The following is a 19,553-nucleotide window of genomic DNA, read 5'->3' on the forward strand; positions in this document are numbered from 1 at the left end:
GAGCTGTTCATGTTTGGAATCCTGGCTCCTGGTTTAAGCGATGCGGGTTTGGCTTTGCGGATCGAAGAACACGGCCTTGTCGAGGTTGAAGGCGAGGCGGGCGTGCTGGCCGGCCTGGATGCGGGCGTCGGCCCTGAGCCGCGCCACGACCTCCTTGCCGCCGAGCTTGGTGACCGCGAAGGTGTCGGATCCGGCCGGTTCCACCACCTCGATCAGGCAGTCGCTTTCGGCCAGCGCCTTGGCGTTGCGGTCCGCACCGTCAGGATCGGTCAGCGCCTCGGGGCGGATGCCGAAGACGATCTCGCGGCCGGTATGCGCTTCGAGCGCGCCGTTGCCCGCCGTGACAGGCAGCCGGATCGGCTCGCCCTGCGGACGTGAAAGCGACACGGTCAGGCCGGACGCCCCCTTCTCGATCGTCCCCGCGAGGAGGTTCATCGCCGGCGAGCCCATGAAGTCGGCGACGAACATGTTGGCCGGGTTGTTGTAGATCTCGGCCGGCGTGCCGAACTGCTGCACCTCGCCGTCGCGCATGACGGCGATCTTGGTGGCCAGCGTCATCGCCTCGATCTGGTCGTGGGTCACATAGACGATCGTCGTGCCGGTCGCCTGGTGCAGCCGCTTGATCTCGATGCGCATGTCGACGCGCAGCTTGGCGTCGAGGTTGGAGAGCGGTTCGTCGAACAGGAACAGCTTCGGGTCGCGCACCAGGGCGCGGCCCATGGCGACGCGCTGGCGCTGGCCGCCCGACAGCTGGCTCGGCTTGCGATTGAGCAGGTGGCCGATCTGCAGCACCTTGGCGACCTTGTCGATCGCCTTGTTGCGCTCCTCGACCGGCACGCCGCGCATCTCCATGCCGAAGGCGATGTTTCCGGCCACCGTCATGTTCGGGTAGAGCGCGTAGCTCTGGAACACCATGGCGATGTCGCGCTTCGACGGATGCAGGTCGGCAATGCTGCGGCCATCGACGCGAATGTCGCCCTCGGTGATCGATTCCAGGCCGGCAATGGTGTTGAGCAAGGTCGACTTGCCGCAGCCGGACGGGCCGACGAGCACGAGGAAGCCGCCCTTTTCCAGGTCAAGGTTGATGCCCTTGAGGATCTCCAGCGAGCCGAAGCGCTTCTTGAGACCTGAGATTTCGAGGAAAGCCATTGGATTATCCTTTGACAGCGCCCGCCATCAGGCCACGCACGAAGTAGCGGCCGGCGAGAATGTAGACGAGGAGGGTCGGAAGCGCTGCGATCATCGCCGCCGCCATGTTGACGTTGTATTCGACGACACCGGTGGAGGTGTTGACGACGTTGTTCAGCGCCACCGTCATCGGCATGGAATCGCCCGTGCCGGCATAGGCCGAGGCAAACAGGAAGTCGTTCCAGATGTTGGTGAACTGGTAGATGACGGTGACGACGATGATCGGCAGCGAGTTCGGCAGCATGATGCGGCGGAAGATCTGGAAGAAGCTGGCACCGTCGACCTGCGCCGCCTTCACCAGTTCGGTCGGAAAGGCCTCGTAATAGTTGCGAAAGAACAGCGTCGTGAAGCCGAGGCCGTAGACGACGTGAACGGTGACGAGGTTGACGGTCGGATTGCCGAAGCCGAGCGACATGCCGATCTGGTCGCGCAGCGTCGCCCCGAAGCGGCCGAGGCTGCCAAGGATGGTCGCCATCGGCAAGAGCACCGACTGGAACGGGATGAAGCAGGCAAACAGCATCAGGCCGAACACCAGCGTGTGGCCGGGGAAGCGCCACTTGGTCAGGATGTAGCCATTCAGCGCGCCCATGATCGTCGAGATCGCCACGGCCGGAACGACCATCTTGATCGAGTTCCAGAAGTAGCCCTTGATGCCGGCGCAGGTCAGCCCGACGCAGGCCTGCCCCCAGGCCTTGAACCAGGGCTCGATGGTCGGCGACTGCGGCAGCGCCAGCATGTTGCCGTTCTGGATCTCGTCCATCGTCTTGAACGAGGTCACCAGCATGACGAACAGCGGCATCAGGTAGATGATCGCGAAGATGACAAGCAGCCCGTAGATGAAGATCCGGCTGAACAGTCTGTTGCGCGAGGCGCTGGCCGCACTCGGCAGGGTCGAGGTGACGGCGCTCATCGCGATTTCTCCCTGAGTTCCGAATAGAGATAGGGAACGATGATCGCCGAAATCGTCATCAGCATGATCACCGCGCTCGCCGAGCCGACGGCCATCTCGTTGCGCTTGAAGGTGTATTCGTACATGAAGTTGGACGGCAGCCAGGCCGAGCCGCCGGGGCCGCCCGAGGTCAGTGCCACAACCAGATCGTAAGACTTGATCGCCATGTGGGCGAGCACGATGAAGGCCGACAGGAAGATCGGTCTGAGCAACGGGATGATGATGCGGCGATAGAGCTGCACGGTCGTCGCCCCGTCGATCTGCGCCGCCTTCATGATCTCGCTGTCGATGCCGCGAAGGCCGGCAAGGAACATCGCCATGACGAAGCCGGACGCCTGCCAGACACCGGCGATCACGACAGTATAGATCACGAAGTCCTTGTTCTTGATCCAGTCGAAGTGGAAGCTCGTCCAGCCGAACTGATGCAGCGTCTGCTCGAGCCCGAGCCCCGGATCGAGGAACCATTTCCAGGCAACGCCGGTGACGATGAAGGAGAGCGCCATCGGATAGAGGAAGATCGGCCGCAATATGCCCTCGCCGCGGATCTTCTGGTCGAGCAGGATCGCCAGGAACAGGCCGAGCGCCAGGCAGATGCCGACATAGAGCACACCGAAGATGCCCATGTTGGTGATCGAGGTGTACCAGCTGGACGGCGGATCGCTTTCGAACGTCCAGCGCCACAGCCGCTGATAGGCGCGCGGGCCCGTCAGCACGTAGGACGGAAAGGTCTTGGAATTGGTGAAGGACAGATAGATCGTCCAGAGGATGAAGCCGTAGACGAACACAAGCGTGATGGCGAAACTCGGCGCGAGCACGATCTTCGGCAGCGCGTCCTGCAGGCGCGCGCGGATGGAAATGGGCGTTCCACGGTGCGGCGTGAGAACGGTTTTATCGGTAGCGATGGTGCTCATGGGGTCATCTCCTCCAACGAGATCGTCCGTGGCGGAATCTTCCCCGCCGACACCGGCGGGGAAGACCGTGGGAGGCCTTGATTACTTGGCGTCGTCGATGGCCTTGACGAGCTCTTCGACCGCCTGGTCGGAGGTCTTGATCTGGCCATGCACGAACTTCGAGACGACGTCCTTGTAGGCATTGGCAACCGCCGGAGGCGCGCCATAGCCCTGGGCCAGCGAGCCGTACAGCGTGCCGCCTTCATTGGCCTTCTTCAGGTCGGCGATACCCTTCTTGCCGCAGGCGTCGAAATCGGTATCCGGAACGTCGGTACGGGCCGGAACCGAGCCCTTGACGACGTTGAACGCCGACTGGAAGCTCTTCGACAGCGTTGCCTTGGCAAGCGCCACCTGTGCTGCCTTGCGGTCGTCAGGCACGTTGAACATGCCGAACATGTCGGAGTTGTAGATCACGCTGCCGTCGGTGCCCGGGAAGCGGTAGCACAGGAAGTCGGTGTTCGGTGTCTTCTTGGCGGCGACGAACTCGCCCTTGGCCCAGTCACCCATCACCTGCACGAGCGCATCGCCCTTGATGACCATGGCGGTCGCAAGGTTCCAGTCGCGTCCGGAGAAGTTCGGGTCGACGTACTGGACGATCTTCTGCAGGTTGTCGAACGACTTCTTCATCGTGTCCGACTTCAGCGACTCCTCGTCGAGGTCGTTCATCGCCTTCTTGTAGAACTCGGGGCCGCCCGTCGACAGCACGATCGAGTCGAACATCGTCGCTTCCTGCCAGTTCTGGCCGCCGAGCGCCAGCGGCGTCACGCCGGCAGCCTTCGCCTTGTCGAGCAGCGCGATCAGGTCGTCGAAGGTCTTCGGCTCGGTGCCGCCGATCTTGTCCATCACACCCTTGTTGATCCACAGCCAGTTGACCGAGTGGACGTTGACGGGGGCTGCGACCCACTTGCCGTCATAGACGGAGAACTTCTGCAGCGCCGCCGGAACCGCCTTGTCCCAGCCCTCGGCCTTCGCCGTCTCCGTCAGGTCCCCCATGACGCCGGCCTGGGCGTAGTCGAGAACGGTGTAGCCGAGCATCTGCGAGGCCGTCGGATAGGTGCCGGCCGCAACCATCGCCTTCAGCGCCGTCATCGCCGCATCACCGCCACCACCGGCAACCGGCACGTCCTTCCAGGCAAACCCCTCCTTCGACAGATCCTCCTTCAACACGTTCAAGGCCGCTGCCTCGCCGCCGGACGTCCACCAGTGCAGCATCTGCACTTCCTTCACATCCGCAGCCTTGGCAGCACCCAAGCCCGCAACACTCATCGTCACCAACGCTGTCGTCATCAAAAACTTGCGCATCGTTTCCTCCCGGTTTGCAAGTTCGAAGGTGCGGGACCATTCCCGCACCGATTACCCGCCCTCCTCGGGCGTAGTCTCGTTGCCGGTTATCCCAGCGTTTCCCTCTTCGGCATCCACCAGTTTGTCCGGGCGCCGATATGCATGTTGAGCGTCTTGGTCTCGGTGTAATCCTCCACCGCATGGCGGCCGAGTTCGCGGCCGAGGCCGGATTGCTTGTATCCTCCGAACGGCAGCTCGGAGGCGCCGTCCATGAAGGTGTTCATCCAGACCGTCCCTGCCCTGACCTTCCGACCGATCGTCAGGCAGGTGTCGAAGTCACGGCTCCAGACGCCAGCGGAAAGGCCGTAGTCTATGGAGTTGGCGATCGCGATCGCCTCACTGGTGGTTTCGAACGTGAGGACGGACAGCACCGGTCCGAAGACTTCCTCGCGCGCAACCGCCATGCCTGGCGTGACAGCTTCGAGGATCGTCGGCGCCATGTATTGCCCCATGCCCAAGTCGAGCTTTTCGCCGCCATGCGCCACCTGCGCACCGCTGCTCGTCGCACCGGCCACGTAACCGGCAATCTTTTCCAGATGCTGCGGTGTGATGATCGCGCCCACTTGCGTTGTCGGATCGAGCGGATCGCCAACCTTGACGTTTTTGGCGAGTTCGGCGACGCGCTTGACCACGTCGGAAGCGATGCTCTTGTGCAGGATAAGGCGCGAGCCCGCATTGCAGCACTCGCCGGCATTGAAATAGGCGCCGAAGACGGCCGCGTCGATGAACGCATCGAGATCCGCATCCGGGAATACAATCTGCGGGTTCTTGCCGCCCAGTTCCAGCGAGACCTTCTTCAGCGTCTGCGCGGCATTCGTCATGGTGAGCTTGCCGACGCCGGTTGAGCCGGTGAACGACACCATGTCGACCTCAGGATGGGACGTCATGATCGCGCCGACCTCTGGTCCCGTGCCGGTGACAATGTTGACGACGCCATCGGGCACGCCTGCTTCCTGAAGGATTTCGCCAAGAACCAGCGTCGAGCCCGAGGTCAGTTCGGATGGCTTGACGACCGTGGTGCAGCCCGCCGCCAACGCAAAGGGAAGCTTCTGGCCGACGATCAGGAAGGGGAAGTTCCAGGGAGTGATGATCGATACGACGCCGATCGCCTCACGCAGGACAACGCCCAGCGTGCCGTCTCCAAGCGTGTTGTAGCTTTCGCCATGAAGATCGCGGGCGAGCGCCGCTGCGTATCGCCAAATGTCGACCGAACCGGCGATTTCGCCGCGCACCTGGGAGATCGGCTTGCCGGCCTCGATCGCGTCCAGGTAGGCGAGTTCGTCCGCACGGGCTGAGATCAGGTGGGCAGCCTTGAGCAAGATGGCGGAACGTTCGGATGCCGTCATTCTGGGCCAGGGACCCGTGTCAAACGCCTTGCGGGCGGCTTTGATGGCGCGCTCGGCATCGGCTTTGCTTCCCGCCGGAAAGCGGCTCACGACGACGCCATGGCTTGGCGCCACGCGCTCGATCGGCTGGCCGGAGCCGGCCTCCCACTTGCCATCGACCAGCATCTTGAAGTCGCGGGCCTTGTGATCGCTAAGCGCCTTGGGAGTAACCAGAACCGTCATTACCATTCTCCTTTGAAGTGTGCAGGGCGTTTTTCGGTGAACGAAGCCACCCCCTCATTGAGGTCGCCGGTCTTCGCAACGAGGATCGAGCCCAGCGCCTCGACGGCCGTGCCATTGTCCTCGCCGTTCGCGGAGGCAATCATCAGCTTGACCACTTCAAGTGCAGCCGGCCCCCTCATCGCGATGCGGGCCGCATATTCCTTGGCCGCTTCCACGGCATTACCGGTCGATGTCACCACATCGACGATGCCGAGCGTGCGGGCTTCCTCGGCGGTGAAGATCTCACCGCCCAGCGCCATGCGCCTGACCACCTGCGCGCCGAAGCGCTTCACAAGACGCTGCGTGCCCGACCAGCCGGGAACCATGCCGAGGCCTGTTTCCGGAAGTCCGATCTTGATGTGCTCTTCGCCAATGCGAATGTCGGCGACGCCGGCAAGCTCCAGCCCACCGCCGAGCGCATGGCCGTTCAAGGCCGCGATCAGAGGCATTCTGAGGGTCGCAAGTCTTTCGAAGATGCGATGTCCGTGGCGTACCCAGGCATGACCAAACTCCTGTGGCCGCATGCCGCCCCAGGCCTTGATGTCGCCGCCCGCTGAGAAGCCCTTGCCTTCGCCTGTCAGGATCGCCACACGAACGTCGCCGTTAGCCTCGACGTCATCGGCGGCATCTGCCAGCGCCTTGAGCATGTCGAGATCAAGCGCATTCAGCTTTTCCGGACGCGATACCGTCATGATCGCGATGTGATCTTCGACGTGGATCTTGACCGTGCCGCTAGCCATTGAACGTGCCCTCCAGGACGCGGGCGCTCTTCTTCGGTAGAGTCAGGCCGATGTTTGCTTCACCAAAGAGTTTCGCATCCATGACCTTGAGGTCCTCTGCTATGATGAGCGAGAACTCGGACTGATCGAGGATATGGGCCTGCAGGTCGACACCCGGCGCAATCTCCGTGAGAACAATGCCTTCAGGCGTCAGCTTCATCACGCATCGTTCGGTGACATAAGTGATGTCCTGGCCCTGCTCGATCGCCCGCTTGCCGGAGAAGGTGACATGCTCGACCTCGTTGACGAGCTTCTTCAACTTGCCTTCCTTCTCGATCACGAGCTTGCCGTCGACGATCGCGAGCTTTGCGCCGGCATTGAACATCCCCGAGAAGACGATCTTCTTCGCACGCGCCGTGATATCGACGAAGCCGCCGGCACCCGCGGTGACGTGGGGACGGAACGACAACTTCGAAACGTTCACCGAGCCATCACGGCCGATCTCGAGGAAGGAGAGCAACGAGGCGTCGAAGCCGGCGCCCTGGAAATAGGTGAACTGGTATGGCGAGGGCATATAGGCGTCGGCGTTGGATGCACAGCCGAACGCGAAGTCCAGCAACGGGACACCGCCGACGGCACCCTGTTCGATGACCCAGGTGACGGAGCCGTGCAGCCCTTCCTCAAGGAGGATGCGCGGCACGTTGGCGGAAATGCCGAAGCCCAGATTGACGCAGCTGCCTGCCTGCAACTCTTGGGCAACGCGGCGCGCGATGACCTTCTGGATGTTGAAGTCCGGAACGCGGAAGCTCTCCAACGGGCGAAAGATCTCGCCTGAGATAGCCGGATCGTAGAGCGTCTGAGTGGTCTGCTTCTGGTCCGGATCGACGATCACGTAATCGACGAGCATACCGGGGACGCGCACGTCATGCGGCTTCAGCGAACCTTCCTTGGTGATCCGCTTGACCTGAGCGATGACGATGCCGCCATTGTTGCGGGCAGCAAGCGCCTGGTCGAGACCGCCGAGATAGGCACCCTCGTGTTCATAAGTCAGGTTGCCGCGCTCGTCCGCGGTCGTCGCGCGGATGATGACGACCTGCGGCACGATCGACGGGAAGAACAGGTAGTCGTCGCCTTCGAACGAGACGCGCTTGACCACCGGGTCCTGGGCAGCGAGGTCGTTCATAGCGCAACCCTGCCTCTTTGAATCCACGAACGTGTCGATGCCCACCTTTGTCAGGACACCCGGGCGTTTGGCGGCAGCCTCCCGGTGAATATCGAACATGATGCCCGAGGGAATGTTGTAGGCCGGAATTTCGTTGTTCGTGATCATTTGCCAGATCAGCGGCGGCTCCGCGCTGGATGGTCCCGACGGATAGGAGCCGCCGATGATACGTTTGAGCAGGCCCTTCTTGGCGATATAGTCCACACCCCTGATACCGCTCATGTCGCCTGCCGCGATGGGATGCAGCGTCGTGATATCGCGCGGATGACCGGTGCTATCGAAGCGCTCGCCGATCGCCTTCAGCATCAGGTCGGGGCAACCGAGGCCGCTCGACGACGATACGGAGACAACCGCTCCGTCGGGGATCAGTGCTGCGGCTTCCGTCGGGGTAATGTGCTTGCTCATCTGATTACTCAAAGCCCTGTTTCGATTTTCACGGCCGAGCCGCTTTTCGCCGCCTCGACAACGGCGGGACCCGTCGCCAGCGACCAACTCATGCCTGCCTCCTGTTGGAACCGCCTGCCAGGTTTGCTCCACAGGTCTCCCGGACCACGAGCCGGACAGAGGAGACGATTGACTCCGCTTCCGCCCTACCCGCGCTGATCTGCTTCAGAAGCAGTTGCGCGGCGCGCCGGCCCATTCCCTGCGGATCCACCGAGATCGTCGTCAGCGCCGGAACGGCGGCTTTTGCCTCGATGACGTCATCGAAGCCGACCACTGCAAAGTCACGTCCAGGCTCGAGGCGCTGGGCGCGAAGCCCGTCGCACACACCGAACGCGACTGCGTCGTTGAAACACACAGCGGCAGTGGGAGCGGCAGCGATTGCCAGCGCTCGGCCGATCGCATCGACACCACCAGCTCTCGAGGGGGCGGAAGGCAGGATAAGATCTTCGTCAAGCTCAAGGCCGCAAGCCGCTATTGCGCCGCGATAGCCGTCGATGCGCTCGTCGAAAACCGCCGTATCACTAAAGCCGCCGATGAATGCGATCCGGCGGTGGCCAAGCGAAGCGAGATGCTGCACGCCAGCAGATATTCCCTCGCGATTGTCCGAAACGACGGACGAGACCTTAGCTCCCGGAACGTTGCGGACAGCCACGACGACGGGAATGCCAGCTGCGACCAGCGGCTTCAGGTCAGCGGCTTCGGTCGCACGGGCGGGCGACATGATCAGCCCTGAAATCCCATGCTCGCGCATGGAGGCGATAACTTCCCGCTGTCGGTCCAAACTCTCGCTGGTATTGGACAGGAACTGGACGAATCCCGCGGACTGGACGACCATGTCCACACCAACGGCGAGTTCCGCGAAGAACCCATTGGTCAGATCGTTGACGACCACACCGATAATTTTCGACTTCGAACCGGATTGGCGCAGATTGGCGGCTCCGCGATTGTACACGTAGCCAAGCTCGCGCATCACCGCGTTGACCTTCGCTCTCGTGCCGTCGTTCACCAGGGACGATCCTTGCAAGACAAGCGAAACGGTCGACTTGGAGACGCCCGCCGCCTTCGCAATATCGATGACGGTAACCCGCCCTTTTGTCATGAGATCCTCCAAAGGCCTCAGCCACGGTGCCCAAATACTTGGAACGTTCCAATTTTGTCAAGTGGCAATTCCGCATTTCTTGTCGGAACAGCAGTCGCCGTACAGGAATTACGCCTCTGCGATTCGGAATATCTAAGCCACGGAAAATACATCAATATCTTCTACAGCACTTGCTTATTCGCAAGAAATTGGGTCGGTGTCGATCTAGAATATTTTGGAACGATCTAAGCTAAACCAACCGAAGGTCGCGCATCAACGCTCCCCGCTGCTGAGCAAAAGTCACGGACATGTAGTGTCGGTAGGCTGGGCAGGAAACCGGCCCAGACGGTCTTTTGGATCTCCGCGCTGAGTCCCTTTACGCTGCGCGACCACTTGGCCCGCCGCTACCAAGCGCGACTGGCCAGCAGTCAGTCGCCAGCGATGAAGCCACCTATGGCATGCGTCAAAAATCCATGGTGAGATCGGCCGCTGGTAGGCCTGAGCTCGTGGAAGCCGTGATAGACAGCGCTGCGCCAACCGGAACTCGCCGCGTCAGAACTCCCCGATCAAACCGCGATCGGCGCCTTGATGCTGGCGTCGGCTTCGTAGCCGACCAGCTCGAAATCATCGAACTTGAACCCGAAGATGTCCTTCACGTCGGGGTTGATCCGCATGAACGGCAATGGCTTTGGCGTGCGCGTCAGCTGCAGCTTCGCCTGCTCGAAGTGGTTGTGATACAGATGCGCATCGCCGAGCGTGTGCACGAAATCGCCGAGCTTCAGGCCCGTTACCTGCGCCACCATCATTGTCAGCAGGGCATACGAGGCAATGTTGAAGGGTACGCCAAGGAAGATGTCGGCCGAACGCTGATAGAGCTGACAGGACAGCTTCCCGTCGGCGACATAGAACTGGAACAGGCAATGGCAAGGTGGCAACGCCATGTCATCCACCTCGGCAGGGTTCCATGCCGAAACGATATGCCGGCGTGAATTCGGGTTCTTGACGATGCCCGAAACGAGATTGGAAATCTGGTCGATATGGCCGCCATCGGGAGCAGGCCAGGAACGCCACTGAGCGCCGTAGACCGGCCCGAGGTCGCCGTTTTCGTCGGCCCACTCGTCCCAGATCGAGACTCCATTGTCCTTGAGGTAGCCGATATTGGTGTCGCCGCGAAGAAACCAGAGAAGCTCGTGGATGATGGAACGCAGATGCAGCTTCTTCGTCGTCAGGACAGGAAAGCCTTCCTGAAGATCGAACCGCATCTGATAGCCGAACACCGAGCGTGTGCCGGTGCCCGTTCGATCGCCACGATCGGCTCCGTGTTCCATGACATGCTTCAAGAGATCGAGATACTGCTTCATCGTCCGCCGCCGATTCCGTTCCGTACCTATTTAGGCGTTTTGCCCGTCGAAACCAATCATAGTGCGGCTATTATCCCGGCAATTCTCCGCGATACCTGCGAGACGCCCGGAGGCGCTATCAGGCTACCGTCAGGTTCGCATGTCTCCCTATGGTTAGCGCGGGGGCGCTCCAGGGGGTTTCAGCACTGTCAGTATATTAGCGGCAATTCACGCCGCTTTCCTTTGGGGCCAACCGCATTTTTTGGGGGAGGCGCAGGACTTCGCCGTGCCGAACACCAACCTTTACGATATCGGCTGTTCGACGGCGACGACATTGCTCACGCTCGACCGAATGATCGATCCGAACGTCAATTTCATTGGCGTCGACAATGCCCCTGACACGCTGGAAAAGGCGGCACAGAAAATCGAGCATGCAGACGCGCGGCGCCCGATCGACTTGAAAGTCGTCGATCCACCAGGGTCTTCACATGGAGAACGCCAGCATCGTCACCATGCTTCTGACGCTACAATTCATTCGCCCACTGTTTCGCGAGCGCGTAATGAGGATGATCTTCTCCGGCCTGAACGATCAGGGCTGCCTGCTCCTCGTTGAGAAATTGACCAGCGAGGATACGGCCTTCAACCGGCTGTTCATCCAGCACTATTACGACTTCAAGCGACGAAACGGCTACTCCGAAATCGAGATCGCCCAGAAGCGCGAAGCGCTTGAAAATGTGCTCATCCCCTATCGTCTGGAAGAGAACATGCAGCTTCTGAAAGAGGTCGGCTTCCGCAGTGTCGAGGTCTTTTTCCGCTGGTGCAATTTCTGCGGCATCGTGGCCGTCAAGTGAGGCTGGGCGCAAAAAATGAAAGCAGCCATGATTCATATCGGGAACCTCTTCTTCAAATATCGCAATCAGGCGTTCCCGCTCATAATTGTCACCTTGTTTCTGATGACGCTACCGCCCTCGGAAATCGGGGGAAGCGTTACGGCGGAGCGCGTTAAAGACGTAGTTGCGCTTCTGATCCTGCTTGCCGGCCTGGCTTTGCGCGCAACAGTGATCGGCTATGCCTATATTCAGCGAGGCGGCCTGAAGAAGCGTGTCTACGCCGCCGATCTCGTGACCGAGGGGATGTTCGGCGTCTGCCGCAACCCGCTCTTTGTCGGGAACATGCTGATCTATGCAGCCGTGTTCTTGCTGCATGGAAATCCAATGGTCGTAGTTGTCGGCATAGCGCTCTTCATGCTCATCTACCAATGCATCGTCCACGCCGAGGAAGCATTTCTCGAAAACAAGTTTGGCGACGCCTATCGAGCCTACTGTGCCGACGTTCCGCGCTGGATGCTTCGCTTTGGCAATTTCGCGCTGGCGACGCATGGGATGGTGTTCAATGCGAAGCGCGTCATCGCGAAGGACTATTCGACGGTTTCCGCCGCCCTTCTGGCCGTTCTCCTGATCGAGATCTACGGGGTCGCCGGCGCAGCCAATGCGCTGTCTCTCCCCTACCTCTCTCTTCTTGTCTTCTTCGTCGCCGTCGTGGGCGCTGCCACCGGTATGGTGAGTCTGCTCAAGAAGCGCGGTGTCTTCAATGAGGCAACGGCCGCCTGCAGAGCACGGGCGAAGTTCCTGCAGTCCCGCTCACTACGAAACGGTTTTGTGACAACACCTCTTCCCAACCGAGGCGGAAAACACTATATCAGCCATGCCGGTCCTCGGGCCGGCTATGGCGATAAATGAGCGGTGTAATAAACCTATTGGACCCGGGGGCGGTACCCGGCGCCTCCACCAAAAACCGGCGGGCTTGCAACAAGATGGCCGGCTTTTGATGGGGGCGAAACAGGATCGACAAGGGTGTAAAGATCGTCTTTTTGCTCGGCATTGTACCGCCGTTATCGGGCTAAAATTGTAGTTGCAAACGACAACTATGCGGAAGCTCGTCTCGCTGCTTAATCGCGGTGTGACACTTCAAATAAAGCCCTAGTGGTTCGCACCTCTAGGCGGGGTCCGAAGGCACCTGGCAACAGAAGCCTTCACCTTCTCCCTTGCGCGCAAATCATGTATGGTTTGGTCAAGCATGACTCGGCTCAGGCCTTTTCCAGGGCGTCTTGGCATGCCATACAGCCTTGGGAAACGAGTCCGAACCAAAAGAAAGACAGGAAAGCATGGGGCAGGATCACATCCGTTACGACATTCTGGCACAGGACGCACTGCGTGGCGTCATCCGCAAGGTTTTGTCTGAAGTTGCCGCGACGGGCCGCCTGCCGGGCGAGCATCATTTCTTCATTACCTTTCTGACCGGCGCCCCTGGTGTTCGCATCTCGCAGCACCTGAAGGCGAAGTATCCGGAACAGATGACTATCGTCATCCAGCACCAGTTCTGGGAACTGAAGATCACGGAGACCACTTTCGAGATCGGCCTTTCCTTCTCTGATGTTCCGGAAAAGCTCTTCATTCCGTTCAACGCCATCCGCGGCTTCTATGACCCGTCCGTGAACTTCGAGCTGGAATTCGACGTGCCTCTCGCTGACAGCGAAGAGCTTCCCGCCGCTGAAATCACCGCCTATCCGGTTGCGTCCGAGAAGTCCGAGGAAACGCCCGCCGCCAAAGCCGATGGCGAGGAAAAGAAACCCGGCTCGGTCGTCTCGCTCGACGCCTTCCGAAAGAAGCAGTAAAACCAAGGGAAGCAACTGCTTCCCTTTTTCAATTCCGATCGAGGCCAACCGTGACCGCCGAAGTCGTCAATCTCCGCCAGTTCAAAAAGAAACAGGCCCGCGCCGACAAGGCGAAGCAGGCGGAGCAAAACCGTATCTCCTTTGGCCGCACCAAGGCCGAGAAGCAGCTGACGAAGGCGCTCAATGAGAAGGCCGAACGCTCTCATCAGCAAGGCCGGATAGAGAAATCTGAAGACGACAAATGAGCGCCCCGAGAAACGCAAAAGATTCCGGGATCAATCAGTTGGCAGGCTTTCTGGAGTCAACGTGTCAGCGGCTCGAACCGAATTCTGAAGCCTTGCGATGATCCGCAAGCACTCGGCTACTCTACACGGACACCGCACCAGCTTCTCGTTGGAAGACGAGTTCTGGACCGAGTTGAACATAATCGCCAAAGCGCGCGCCATCCCACTCGCAGCCTTGATTTCCGACATAGACGATCAGCGACAGCCGGAGAGCAACCTCTCGTCAGCGCTGCGCGTCTATGTCCTTCATTGGCTGAAATCCGAGAGCGCGGGCTAGTTCGCCTCGAAGGCTACCGCGCGTGAGGATGCCCACATACCGCGATCGCAAACACACTACTGCGGCACCTGCACGCCCGGCAACCCCGGCACCGTTTCGAAATTGAGTGAGTTCTCCGGGGGCACGGTAAGCTGCTCCTGTGCCCGTCGCGCCGCCTCTGCGGCCGCTTTTGCGTCCTCCGCCGCCTTTGCCTTGGCGCGCGCTTCGGCTTCAGCGTCAGCCTTTGCTTTCGCTTCCGCTGCCTGCCTATCGCGCTCGGCCTGCGCGGCCAAAGCTCTCAGGCGCTGCTCTTCCGCCTGCCGTTGCGCCTCGAAGGCTGCGGCCTTCTGGCGCTCGATATCGTTGAACTTGTAGAGAGCAACTTCACGGCGCAGTCGCTGCTTCTCCAGTACGTTGGACTGCAGGCGCTCGACGCGCCGGCGTTCGCGCTCGTAGGCGCGCAACGACAGGAAGCCGGTGATGTCCGTGACATCAATGGTTCGCCCAGGCGACGCGAGCAGTCCTGAAAAGTCGAGTCGTACCGCAGGCTCCGCACCGGGAAGCACCTCGCCACCCGGATTCAGTGCAATGTTGAGCGACGCATTGATGCGCTCCTGTGGCAGGTCGATCTGGCCGTTGCCGACGAGCTTTGCCTGGTCGGTCGTCACGCTGACGTTCTGAAAGCGCAGAACCCCATCCGTCACGTTGAACGGAATCGCAGTCGGCGGCAGCTTCGCTTCGCCGTTGTTGAGCAAGGTCTCGACGATCGGATGAACCTTGCCGGCATTCAGCTGATCCTGCATCGGATCGGTGGCGGCCAGTAATGGCGCCAGCATGCCGAGATTGAGACCACGTACGCTGATATCGCCAAGCCGAAGCTCGCCGGAGCCGTTCAAAGAACCAGCGATATCCTTCATGGACTTGCCGGAAGCCTCCATGGAGAGCCCAAGCCCGAACTTGCCGTTGGCGACCGGCGCGCCATCCCGGGGCCACACGACACCGGCCAAATCCGCATCTGCCAGCGCCAGTTGCGTCTGGAAGAAGCCCGTACCGTCAGCATTGGTAAACAGCAGGCTGCCGTTGACGGTGCCGCCATCCCAACCGCCCTTGATGTCGTTCAGCTGCAGTTCGTCGCCCTTGTAGGCCACGTTTGACGTGAAATCCGAAATCGCGCCGGACCAGCCAGGCCAGAATTGCTTGGCGGAGAGCTTGAGGTTGACGTCCAAATCCTTGATGATCGGCAAGCCCAGCGCGCCGGCCGACAGGTCGCCGGTCGCCGCATCCGTCATAGGTCCGTAAACAGCTTCCCCTAGCCAGGTGGCATCGGCCTTGGATAGCGCCAATTCGCCCGTCGCCGTGGTCTTTTCCGCTTTACGGTCGACGGTCAGGGCGCCGCTGAACTCGTTGTCGGCGGCATGTCCTGCGATATCCGCAAAGGAAATCTTGTCGCCATCGATGGTCGCGTTCGTTGTCAGCTTGAACGGCAGGCCCGTACCCATTTGCGGCACAGCGATGCCGTTCATGACAAGATACGGATCAAGATCGGCACTCTCCAGGGATACTGCAAGCTGTCCGTTCATGAAGGCCTGCGGGCGAACGTCCACCTTGCCGCCAGCCGTAAACGATGTGCGGTCGGTGGCAAATGTCAGCTGGGCGTCGGCAGGATCCGTTCCTTCTGCCTGCACCTTCAGGGTCAGGCGTCCATTGGCGTCGGCCTCGACCGGCAACGGATCAAGACCCGCCTGCCCAAACAGGATCGAGGTGACGCTGTTCTCAAGCGTCGCCTCAAGGCTCGTTGTGCCCTTACCCGTCAGCGCCAGAAGATCCGACATGCGGTAGTCGAGGTTGACACGACTGCCGTTGGTCACCCCCGCCAATGTCAGGGTCAGGCCGTCGCCCTCGTCGCCTCCGAGAGTCAAAGCTCCGCGCAGTGCGGTATTCGTGTACCACGCGGCATTGCGCACAAGCCTATCCATGACCGGATGCTGCGGCAGATGCTGCTTGAGCATTGTGAAGAATGAGCCCGGATCCGCCGATTTGAAGGTGATTTCCCCAGAGCCCTTGTAATCGAGCAGCGATCCCTCGGCGCGACCGGTCGCAGTCACTTCGGCACCCGCCAGGTTCTTGATAGAAAGCTTGTCGACCGCGAGAGCCCCATCGGCAATTGCAAAGCTCGCCTCGACATCGCCCGCTTCGACGCCGAAGGCTGTAAACTTGTCGGCCTTGAGCCGTGCAGTGATCTTGTGATCGAGTACGTTGTCGCCGCCATCCTGGCCGGTGAACAGCCCTGTCAGCGCACGCAGTGCATCCAGATCGAGTGCGTCGCCGGCAAGCGCGACATCAAGCGTCGGTACCTGGTTGGCCAACGCCTGTCGGTCCATCCGACCCTTCAACGTGGCCTGTCCAACGGCGATTTCCAGGTTGTTGAACGTCTGCCGGTCATGCGTGAGGCTGACGTCAGCGGAGAAGCCCGCCTGCCGCAGTTGCCGGATCGCCGGATCGACTGAGCCGGAAAGCCATGCCGCAAGGCCCGTGGGCTGATTGGAGGCCACCGTGATCTGCCCAACGAACGATGCTTGCCCCTGCAAATTGAGCTTGCCCTGGCCTTCCACCTGTGTGCGTCCCGGAAGCGTGCCGACCACGTTGTCGATGATCCAGCCCTTGCCAGCGGGTTGCACATCGAGCTGGATATCGCGGATTGTCGTGTCGCCGGCGACGATCGCCGGCAACCGAACTGTTGCCTTACCCGGCACCTGCGGTACAGGCACTTGCGAAACGATCTGAATCAGCGCGTTCAGGCGCTGCCGCGCCGATAGGCCGGGATCGCGCGTCGTCTTGCCATTCGCACCCTGATTGCCGATGCGATTGACGTCGATCTGCTGGCCGTTCGCAATCAGCAGGAATTGCGGCTGACTTCCGGTGTCCAGGGTCGCCTCGCCCGTGACCACATAGGGATCATCGGTGGCTCCGATCTCGAGACGGTATTCCGGTATACGAATGCTCTCGTTCGTAAGCTCGAACTTGCCTTTCAGTCGCGGAGGAACATCGGTCTTGTCGGCCGACTTGGCGTTCCGGCTCTCGATCGATGCAGATATCGCTCCCTGATAGTTCGGCCTGCGGTCGACAAGTTTCAACTCGCCATCGAGATCGACCATCACCGGTTGCTTGTCGGGCTGCAGTCGCGTGCGCATCCGCAGGATCCCGTTCTCATCAGGCTGATTGCTGGCGATCATGAAACTCCCATGTGCGCCATCCAGCGCCGCATCGCCTTCGATCCTCCACGGACCGGCAAGCGACTTAGCCGACATTTCGGCGTTCAGTCCTGTGATGCGGCGCGACCGCCCTGACTGATCGTCAATGAACTGAATATCGCCGCCAGTAACGTGGACGTTTTCGAGAACAACCGTCTTGGCCGGAATTTCGGGTTGGCTGCCACGGGTCCAATCGAGCGTGCCATCCTTCAAGAGGCGCAGCTTCACCCGCGGATTGACCACGCGCATGTCGAAGATCAACGCCTCGCCGGAAAGGAAAGGCGCGAGTTCAGCATCCATGGAGAACTGCTCGATCTGCACGATCGGCGACCCGTCGACCTCCTGTCCAACGCGTACATCATGCAGCGTCACCGAAGGGAACGGCAGGAGGCGCGCGTCCACCGCTCCGTGCACGACGACCTTTTTGCCGATAATCCGGCTCGCCTGATCCTCAAAATTCTTTCGGAAATCGGTCCAATCGATAAACAGCGGTGCCAGCAGCGCTACGAACAGCGCCACCACAATCACTCCGCCCAAAAAGACGAGGAACCGGCCTACCAACTCAACTATTCTCCATTCGGGAATCCATCGCGGACACTAGAGCATGATCCCGAAAGCTGTGAAGCAGCTTTCGGGCAACATCATGCCCTATTTAATTGATTTGGAGATGAATTCGCCTCATCGCCAGTCAATCTTCCGTAGCGTCAACCCTGCCGGCCCACAGGCTCGACGGAATCCCACTTCAGGTGCGGTGGAATATCTTGCCAGGATTGAAGATATCATCCGGATCGAGCGCCTTCTTGACCTGCCGCATCAGTTCAACCGTGCCGCCGAGCTCCTCTTCCAGGAATGCCATCTTGCCCTGGCCGATGCCGTGCTCGCCAGTGCAGGTGCCGTCCATCGCCAGAGCGCGAGCGTTGAGCCTGCCGACAAAGGCCTCGGCAGCAGCAATGCCCTCCTCGGTCTTGTCGTCGAACAACAGGAGCACATGGAAGTTTCCATCGCCTGCATGCCCGACGATCATCGCCAGCAGGCCATGTTCCTCTATATCGATCTGCGTCTCGCCGATACAATCGGCAAGACGGGAAATAGGCACGCAGACATCCGTCGAGAGCGCGGCCAATTCCGGCGCCAGCGCGCGCGATGCCCAGTAGGCATCGTGCCTTGCCTTCCAGAGCCTGCTGCGCTCCTCGGCGTTGACTGTCCATGAGAACGCGCCGCCTCCACATTCGGAGGCAATCTCGGCAAACTGTTCCGATTGCAGGGCAACGGTTTCATCTGTGCCATGAAATTCGAGGAAGAGCGTCGGCGTTTCCTCGTAGTTCAGCTTGGAATAGGCATTGCAGGCACGAATTTGCAGCGCATCGAGAAGTTCGATGCGGGCGACCGGAATGCCCATCTGGATGGTCATGATGACGGCATCGCAGGCGGCCCGAACAGTCGGAAAGGCGCAGACGCCACCGCCGATCTTCTGCGGGATGCCCTGCAGCCTCAGCGTCACCGACGTTAGTATGCCAAGCGTGCCTTCCGCGCCGACAAACAACCGGGTCATATCGTAGCCGGCTGACGACTTGCGGGCGCGTCGTGCGGTACGGATTTCTTCTCCGTTCGCAGTAACCGCGGTCACGGCAAGCACGTTGTCCTTCATCGTGCCGTAACGCACGGCATTCGTTCCGGAGGCCCGCGTCGAAGTCATGCCACCGATCGAAGCGTTTGCTCCAGGATCGATCGGGAAGAATAGACCGGTGTCACGGAGATAGGTATTGAGCTCCTCCCGCGTTACCCCGGGCTCGACGGTACAATCGAGGTCCTCAGCATTAACTTCAAGAACCCGGTTCATTCGGCTGAAATCGATCGATATACCGCCATTCGGCGCATTGACCTGCCCTTCAAGCGAGGAGCCGGTGCCGAAGCCGATAACCGGCACCTTGTGTTCCGCGCAGACTTTGACTGCCGCCTTCACGTCGTCGGCATTCTCGGCAAAAAGCACACCGTCAGGCAGCTGCGCCGGGATGTAAGTGGTGGTATGCGCGTGCTGTGCGCGGAAGGCCTCGCCGGTCTGGAAGCGCTCACCAAAGCTCTGTTTCAGAACAGCAAGAGCGGCGGTGATGCCTGTTTCGTGCCGTGTTCCGGATTTTGCATCTTTGAGCGCCATCTCTTTGATCTCCTTCATCTTCACACCCGGAGGCAGGTTGGTATGAGACAAGAGACGGCGCGTGTCTAGTGCATGATTAAGGGGAACTGTCCCCG

Annotated in this window: 15 protein-coding genes, 1 other RNA gene and 1 pseudogene; 6 read left to right on the top strand and 11 right to left on the bottom strand. The window is 60.5% G+C overall.

Annotation, left to right across the window (positions count from 1 at the left end):
* Positions 1–33: 33 nt before the first annotated feature.
* The 9 genes from AS026_RS25245 to AS026_RS25285 all read right to left on the bottom strand — a co-directional run bounded on the left by AS026_RS25245 (position 34) and on the right by AS026_RS25285 (position 10,859).
* Positions 34–1,149, bottom strand: a complete 1,116-nt coding sequence (locus AS026_RS25245; RefSeq protein ID WP_025660749.1) for an ABC transporter ATP-binding protein — start codon at positions 1,147–1,149, stop codon at positions 34–36.
* A gap of 4 nt (positions 1,150–1,153) precedes the next feature.
* Positions 1,154–2,098, bottom strand: a complete 945-nt coding sequence (locus AS026_RS25250) for a carbohydrate ABC transporter permease (protein ID WP_018117075.1) — start codon at positions 2,096–2,098, stop codon at positions 1,154–1,156.
* The gene (locus AS026_RS25255; protein WP_029792362.1) at positions 2,095–3,048 is read right to left on the bottom strand and encodes a carbohydrate ABC transporter permease; all 954 of its coding nucleotides are present in this window, start codon (positions 3,046–3,048) and stop codon (positions 2,095–2,097) included. The genes AS026_RS25250 and AS026_RS25255 overlap by 4 nt, the downstream gene beginning before the upstream one ends.
* An 81-nt stretch (positions 3,049–3,129) precedes the next feature.
* Entirely contained in the window at positions 3,130–4,389 is a 1,260-nt protein-coding gene (locus AS026_RS25260; protein WP_018117077.1) for an ABC transporter substrate-binding protein, read from the bottom strand.
* A gap of 86 nt (positions 4,390–4,475) precedes the next feature.
* Entirely contained in the window at positions 4,476–6,002 is a 1,527-nt protein-coding gene (locus AS026_RS25265) for an aldehyde dehydrogenase family protein (RefSeq protein ID WP_198021138.1), read from the bottom strand.
* On the bottom strand, positions 5,996–6,775 hold the full coding sequence (locus AS026_RS25270; RefSeq protein ID WP_025659417.1) for an enoyl-CoA hydratase/isomerase family protein: 780 nt from the start codon (positions 6,773–6,775) through the stop codon (positions 5,996–5,998). Before AS026_RS25270 ends, AS026_RS25265 begins: the two co-directional genes overlap by 7 nt.
* Entirely contained in the window at positions 6,768–8,381 is a 1,614-nt protein-coding gene (locus tag AS026_RS25275) for an acyl CoA:acetate/3-ketoacid CoA transferase (protein WP_062372550.1), read from the bottom strand. The genes AS026_RS25270 and AS026_RS25275 overlap by 8 nt, the downstream gene beginning before the upstream one ends.
* Before the next feature lie 88 nt (positions 8,382–8,469).
* Positions 8,470–9,519 carry a LacI family DNA-binding transcriptional regulator gene (locus AS026_RS25280; protein WP_025659415.1) on the bottom strand — a complete coding sequence of 350 codons (1,050 nt, stop codon included), beginning with the start codon at positions 9,517–9,519 and terminating at the stop codon, positions 8,470–8,472.
* 545 nt (positions 9,520–10,064) lie between these two features.
* Entirely contained in the window at positions 10,065–10,859 is a 795-nt protein-coding gene (locus AS026_RS25285) for a thymidylate synthase (protein WP_025659414.1), read from the bottom strand.
* Positions 10,860–11,326: 467 nt separating this feature from the next.
* Here AS026_RS25285 and AS026_RS43680 point away from each other — a divergent pair, with 467 nt between their 5' ends.
* The 6 genes and pseudogenes from AS026_RS43680 to AS026_RS25315 all read left to right on the top strand — a co-directional run bounded on the left by AS026_RS43680 (position 11,327) and on the right by AS026_RS25315 (position 14,073).
* A complete protein-coding gene (locus AS026_RS43680; protein WP_245307629.1) occupies positions 11,327–11,689 on the top strand; it encodes a class I SAM-dependent methyltransferase in 363 nt (120 codons plus the stop codon).
* Between the two features lie 321 nt (positions 11,690–12,010).
* A pseudogene (locus AS026_RS43685) lies at positions 12,011–12,085 on the top strand (methyltransferase family protein); the annotation flags it as partial.
* Positions 12,086–12,505: 420 nt separating this feature from the next.
* Positions 12,506–12,875: a transfer-messenger RNA gene (gene ssrA / locus AS026_RS25300) on the top strand.
* Between the two features lie 127 nt (positions 12,876–13,002).
* The gene (locus AS026_RS25305) at positions 13,003–13,512 is read left to right on the top strand and encodes an SspB family protein (protein ID WP_018858372.1); all 510 of its coding nucleotides are present in this window, start codon (positions 13,003–13,005) and stop codon (positions 13,510–13,512) included.
* 50 nt (positions 13,513–13,562) lie between these two features.
* Positions 13,563–13,757, top strand: a complete 195-nt coding sequence (locus AS026_RS25310; RefSeq protein ID WP_025659412.1) for a DUF4169 family protein — start codon at positions 13,563–13,565, stop codon at positions 13,755–13,757.
* 97 nt (positions 13,758–13,854) lie between these two features.
* On the top strand, positions 13,855–14,073 hold the full coding sequence (locus AS026_RS25315) for a ribbon-helix-helix domain-containing protein (RefSeq protein ID WP_018858370.1): 219 nt from the start codon (positions 13,855–13,857) through the stop codon (positions 14,071–14,073).
* Positions 14,074–14,129: 56 nt separating this feature from the next.
* Here the strand turns inward: AS026_RS25315 and AS026_RS25320 are convergent, their stop codons facing one another.
* Both AS026_RS25320 and AS026_RS25325 read right to left on the bottom strand, forming a co-directional pair.
* On the bottom strand, positions 14,130–17,864 hold the full coding sequence (locus tag AS026_RS25320) for an AsmA family protein (RefSeq protein WP_062372553.1): 3,735 nt from the start codon (positions 17,862–17,864) through the stop codon (positions 14,130–14,132).
* Positions 17,865–18,045: 181 nt separating this feature from the next.
* On the bottom strand, positions 18,046–19,458 hold the full coding sequence (locus tag AS026_RS25325; RefSeq protein WP_062372556.1) for an FAD-binding oxidoreductase: 1,413 nt from the start codon (positions 19,456–19,458) through the stop codon (positions 18,046–18,048).
* Between the last annotated feature and the right edge of the window lie 95 nt (positions 19,459–19,553).

The sequence above is a fragment of the Rhizobium altiplani genome (assembly GCF_001542405.1).
GTDB classification, from domain to species: domain Bacteria; phylum Pseudomonadota; class Alphaproteobacteria; order Rhizobiales; family Rhizobiaceae; genus Rhizobium; species Rhizobium altiplani.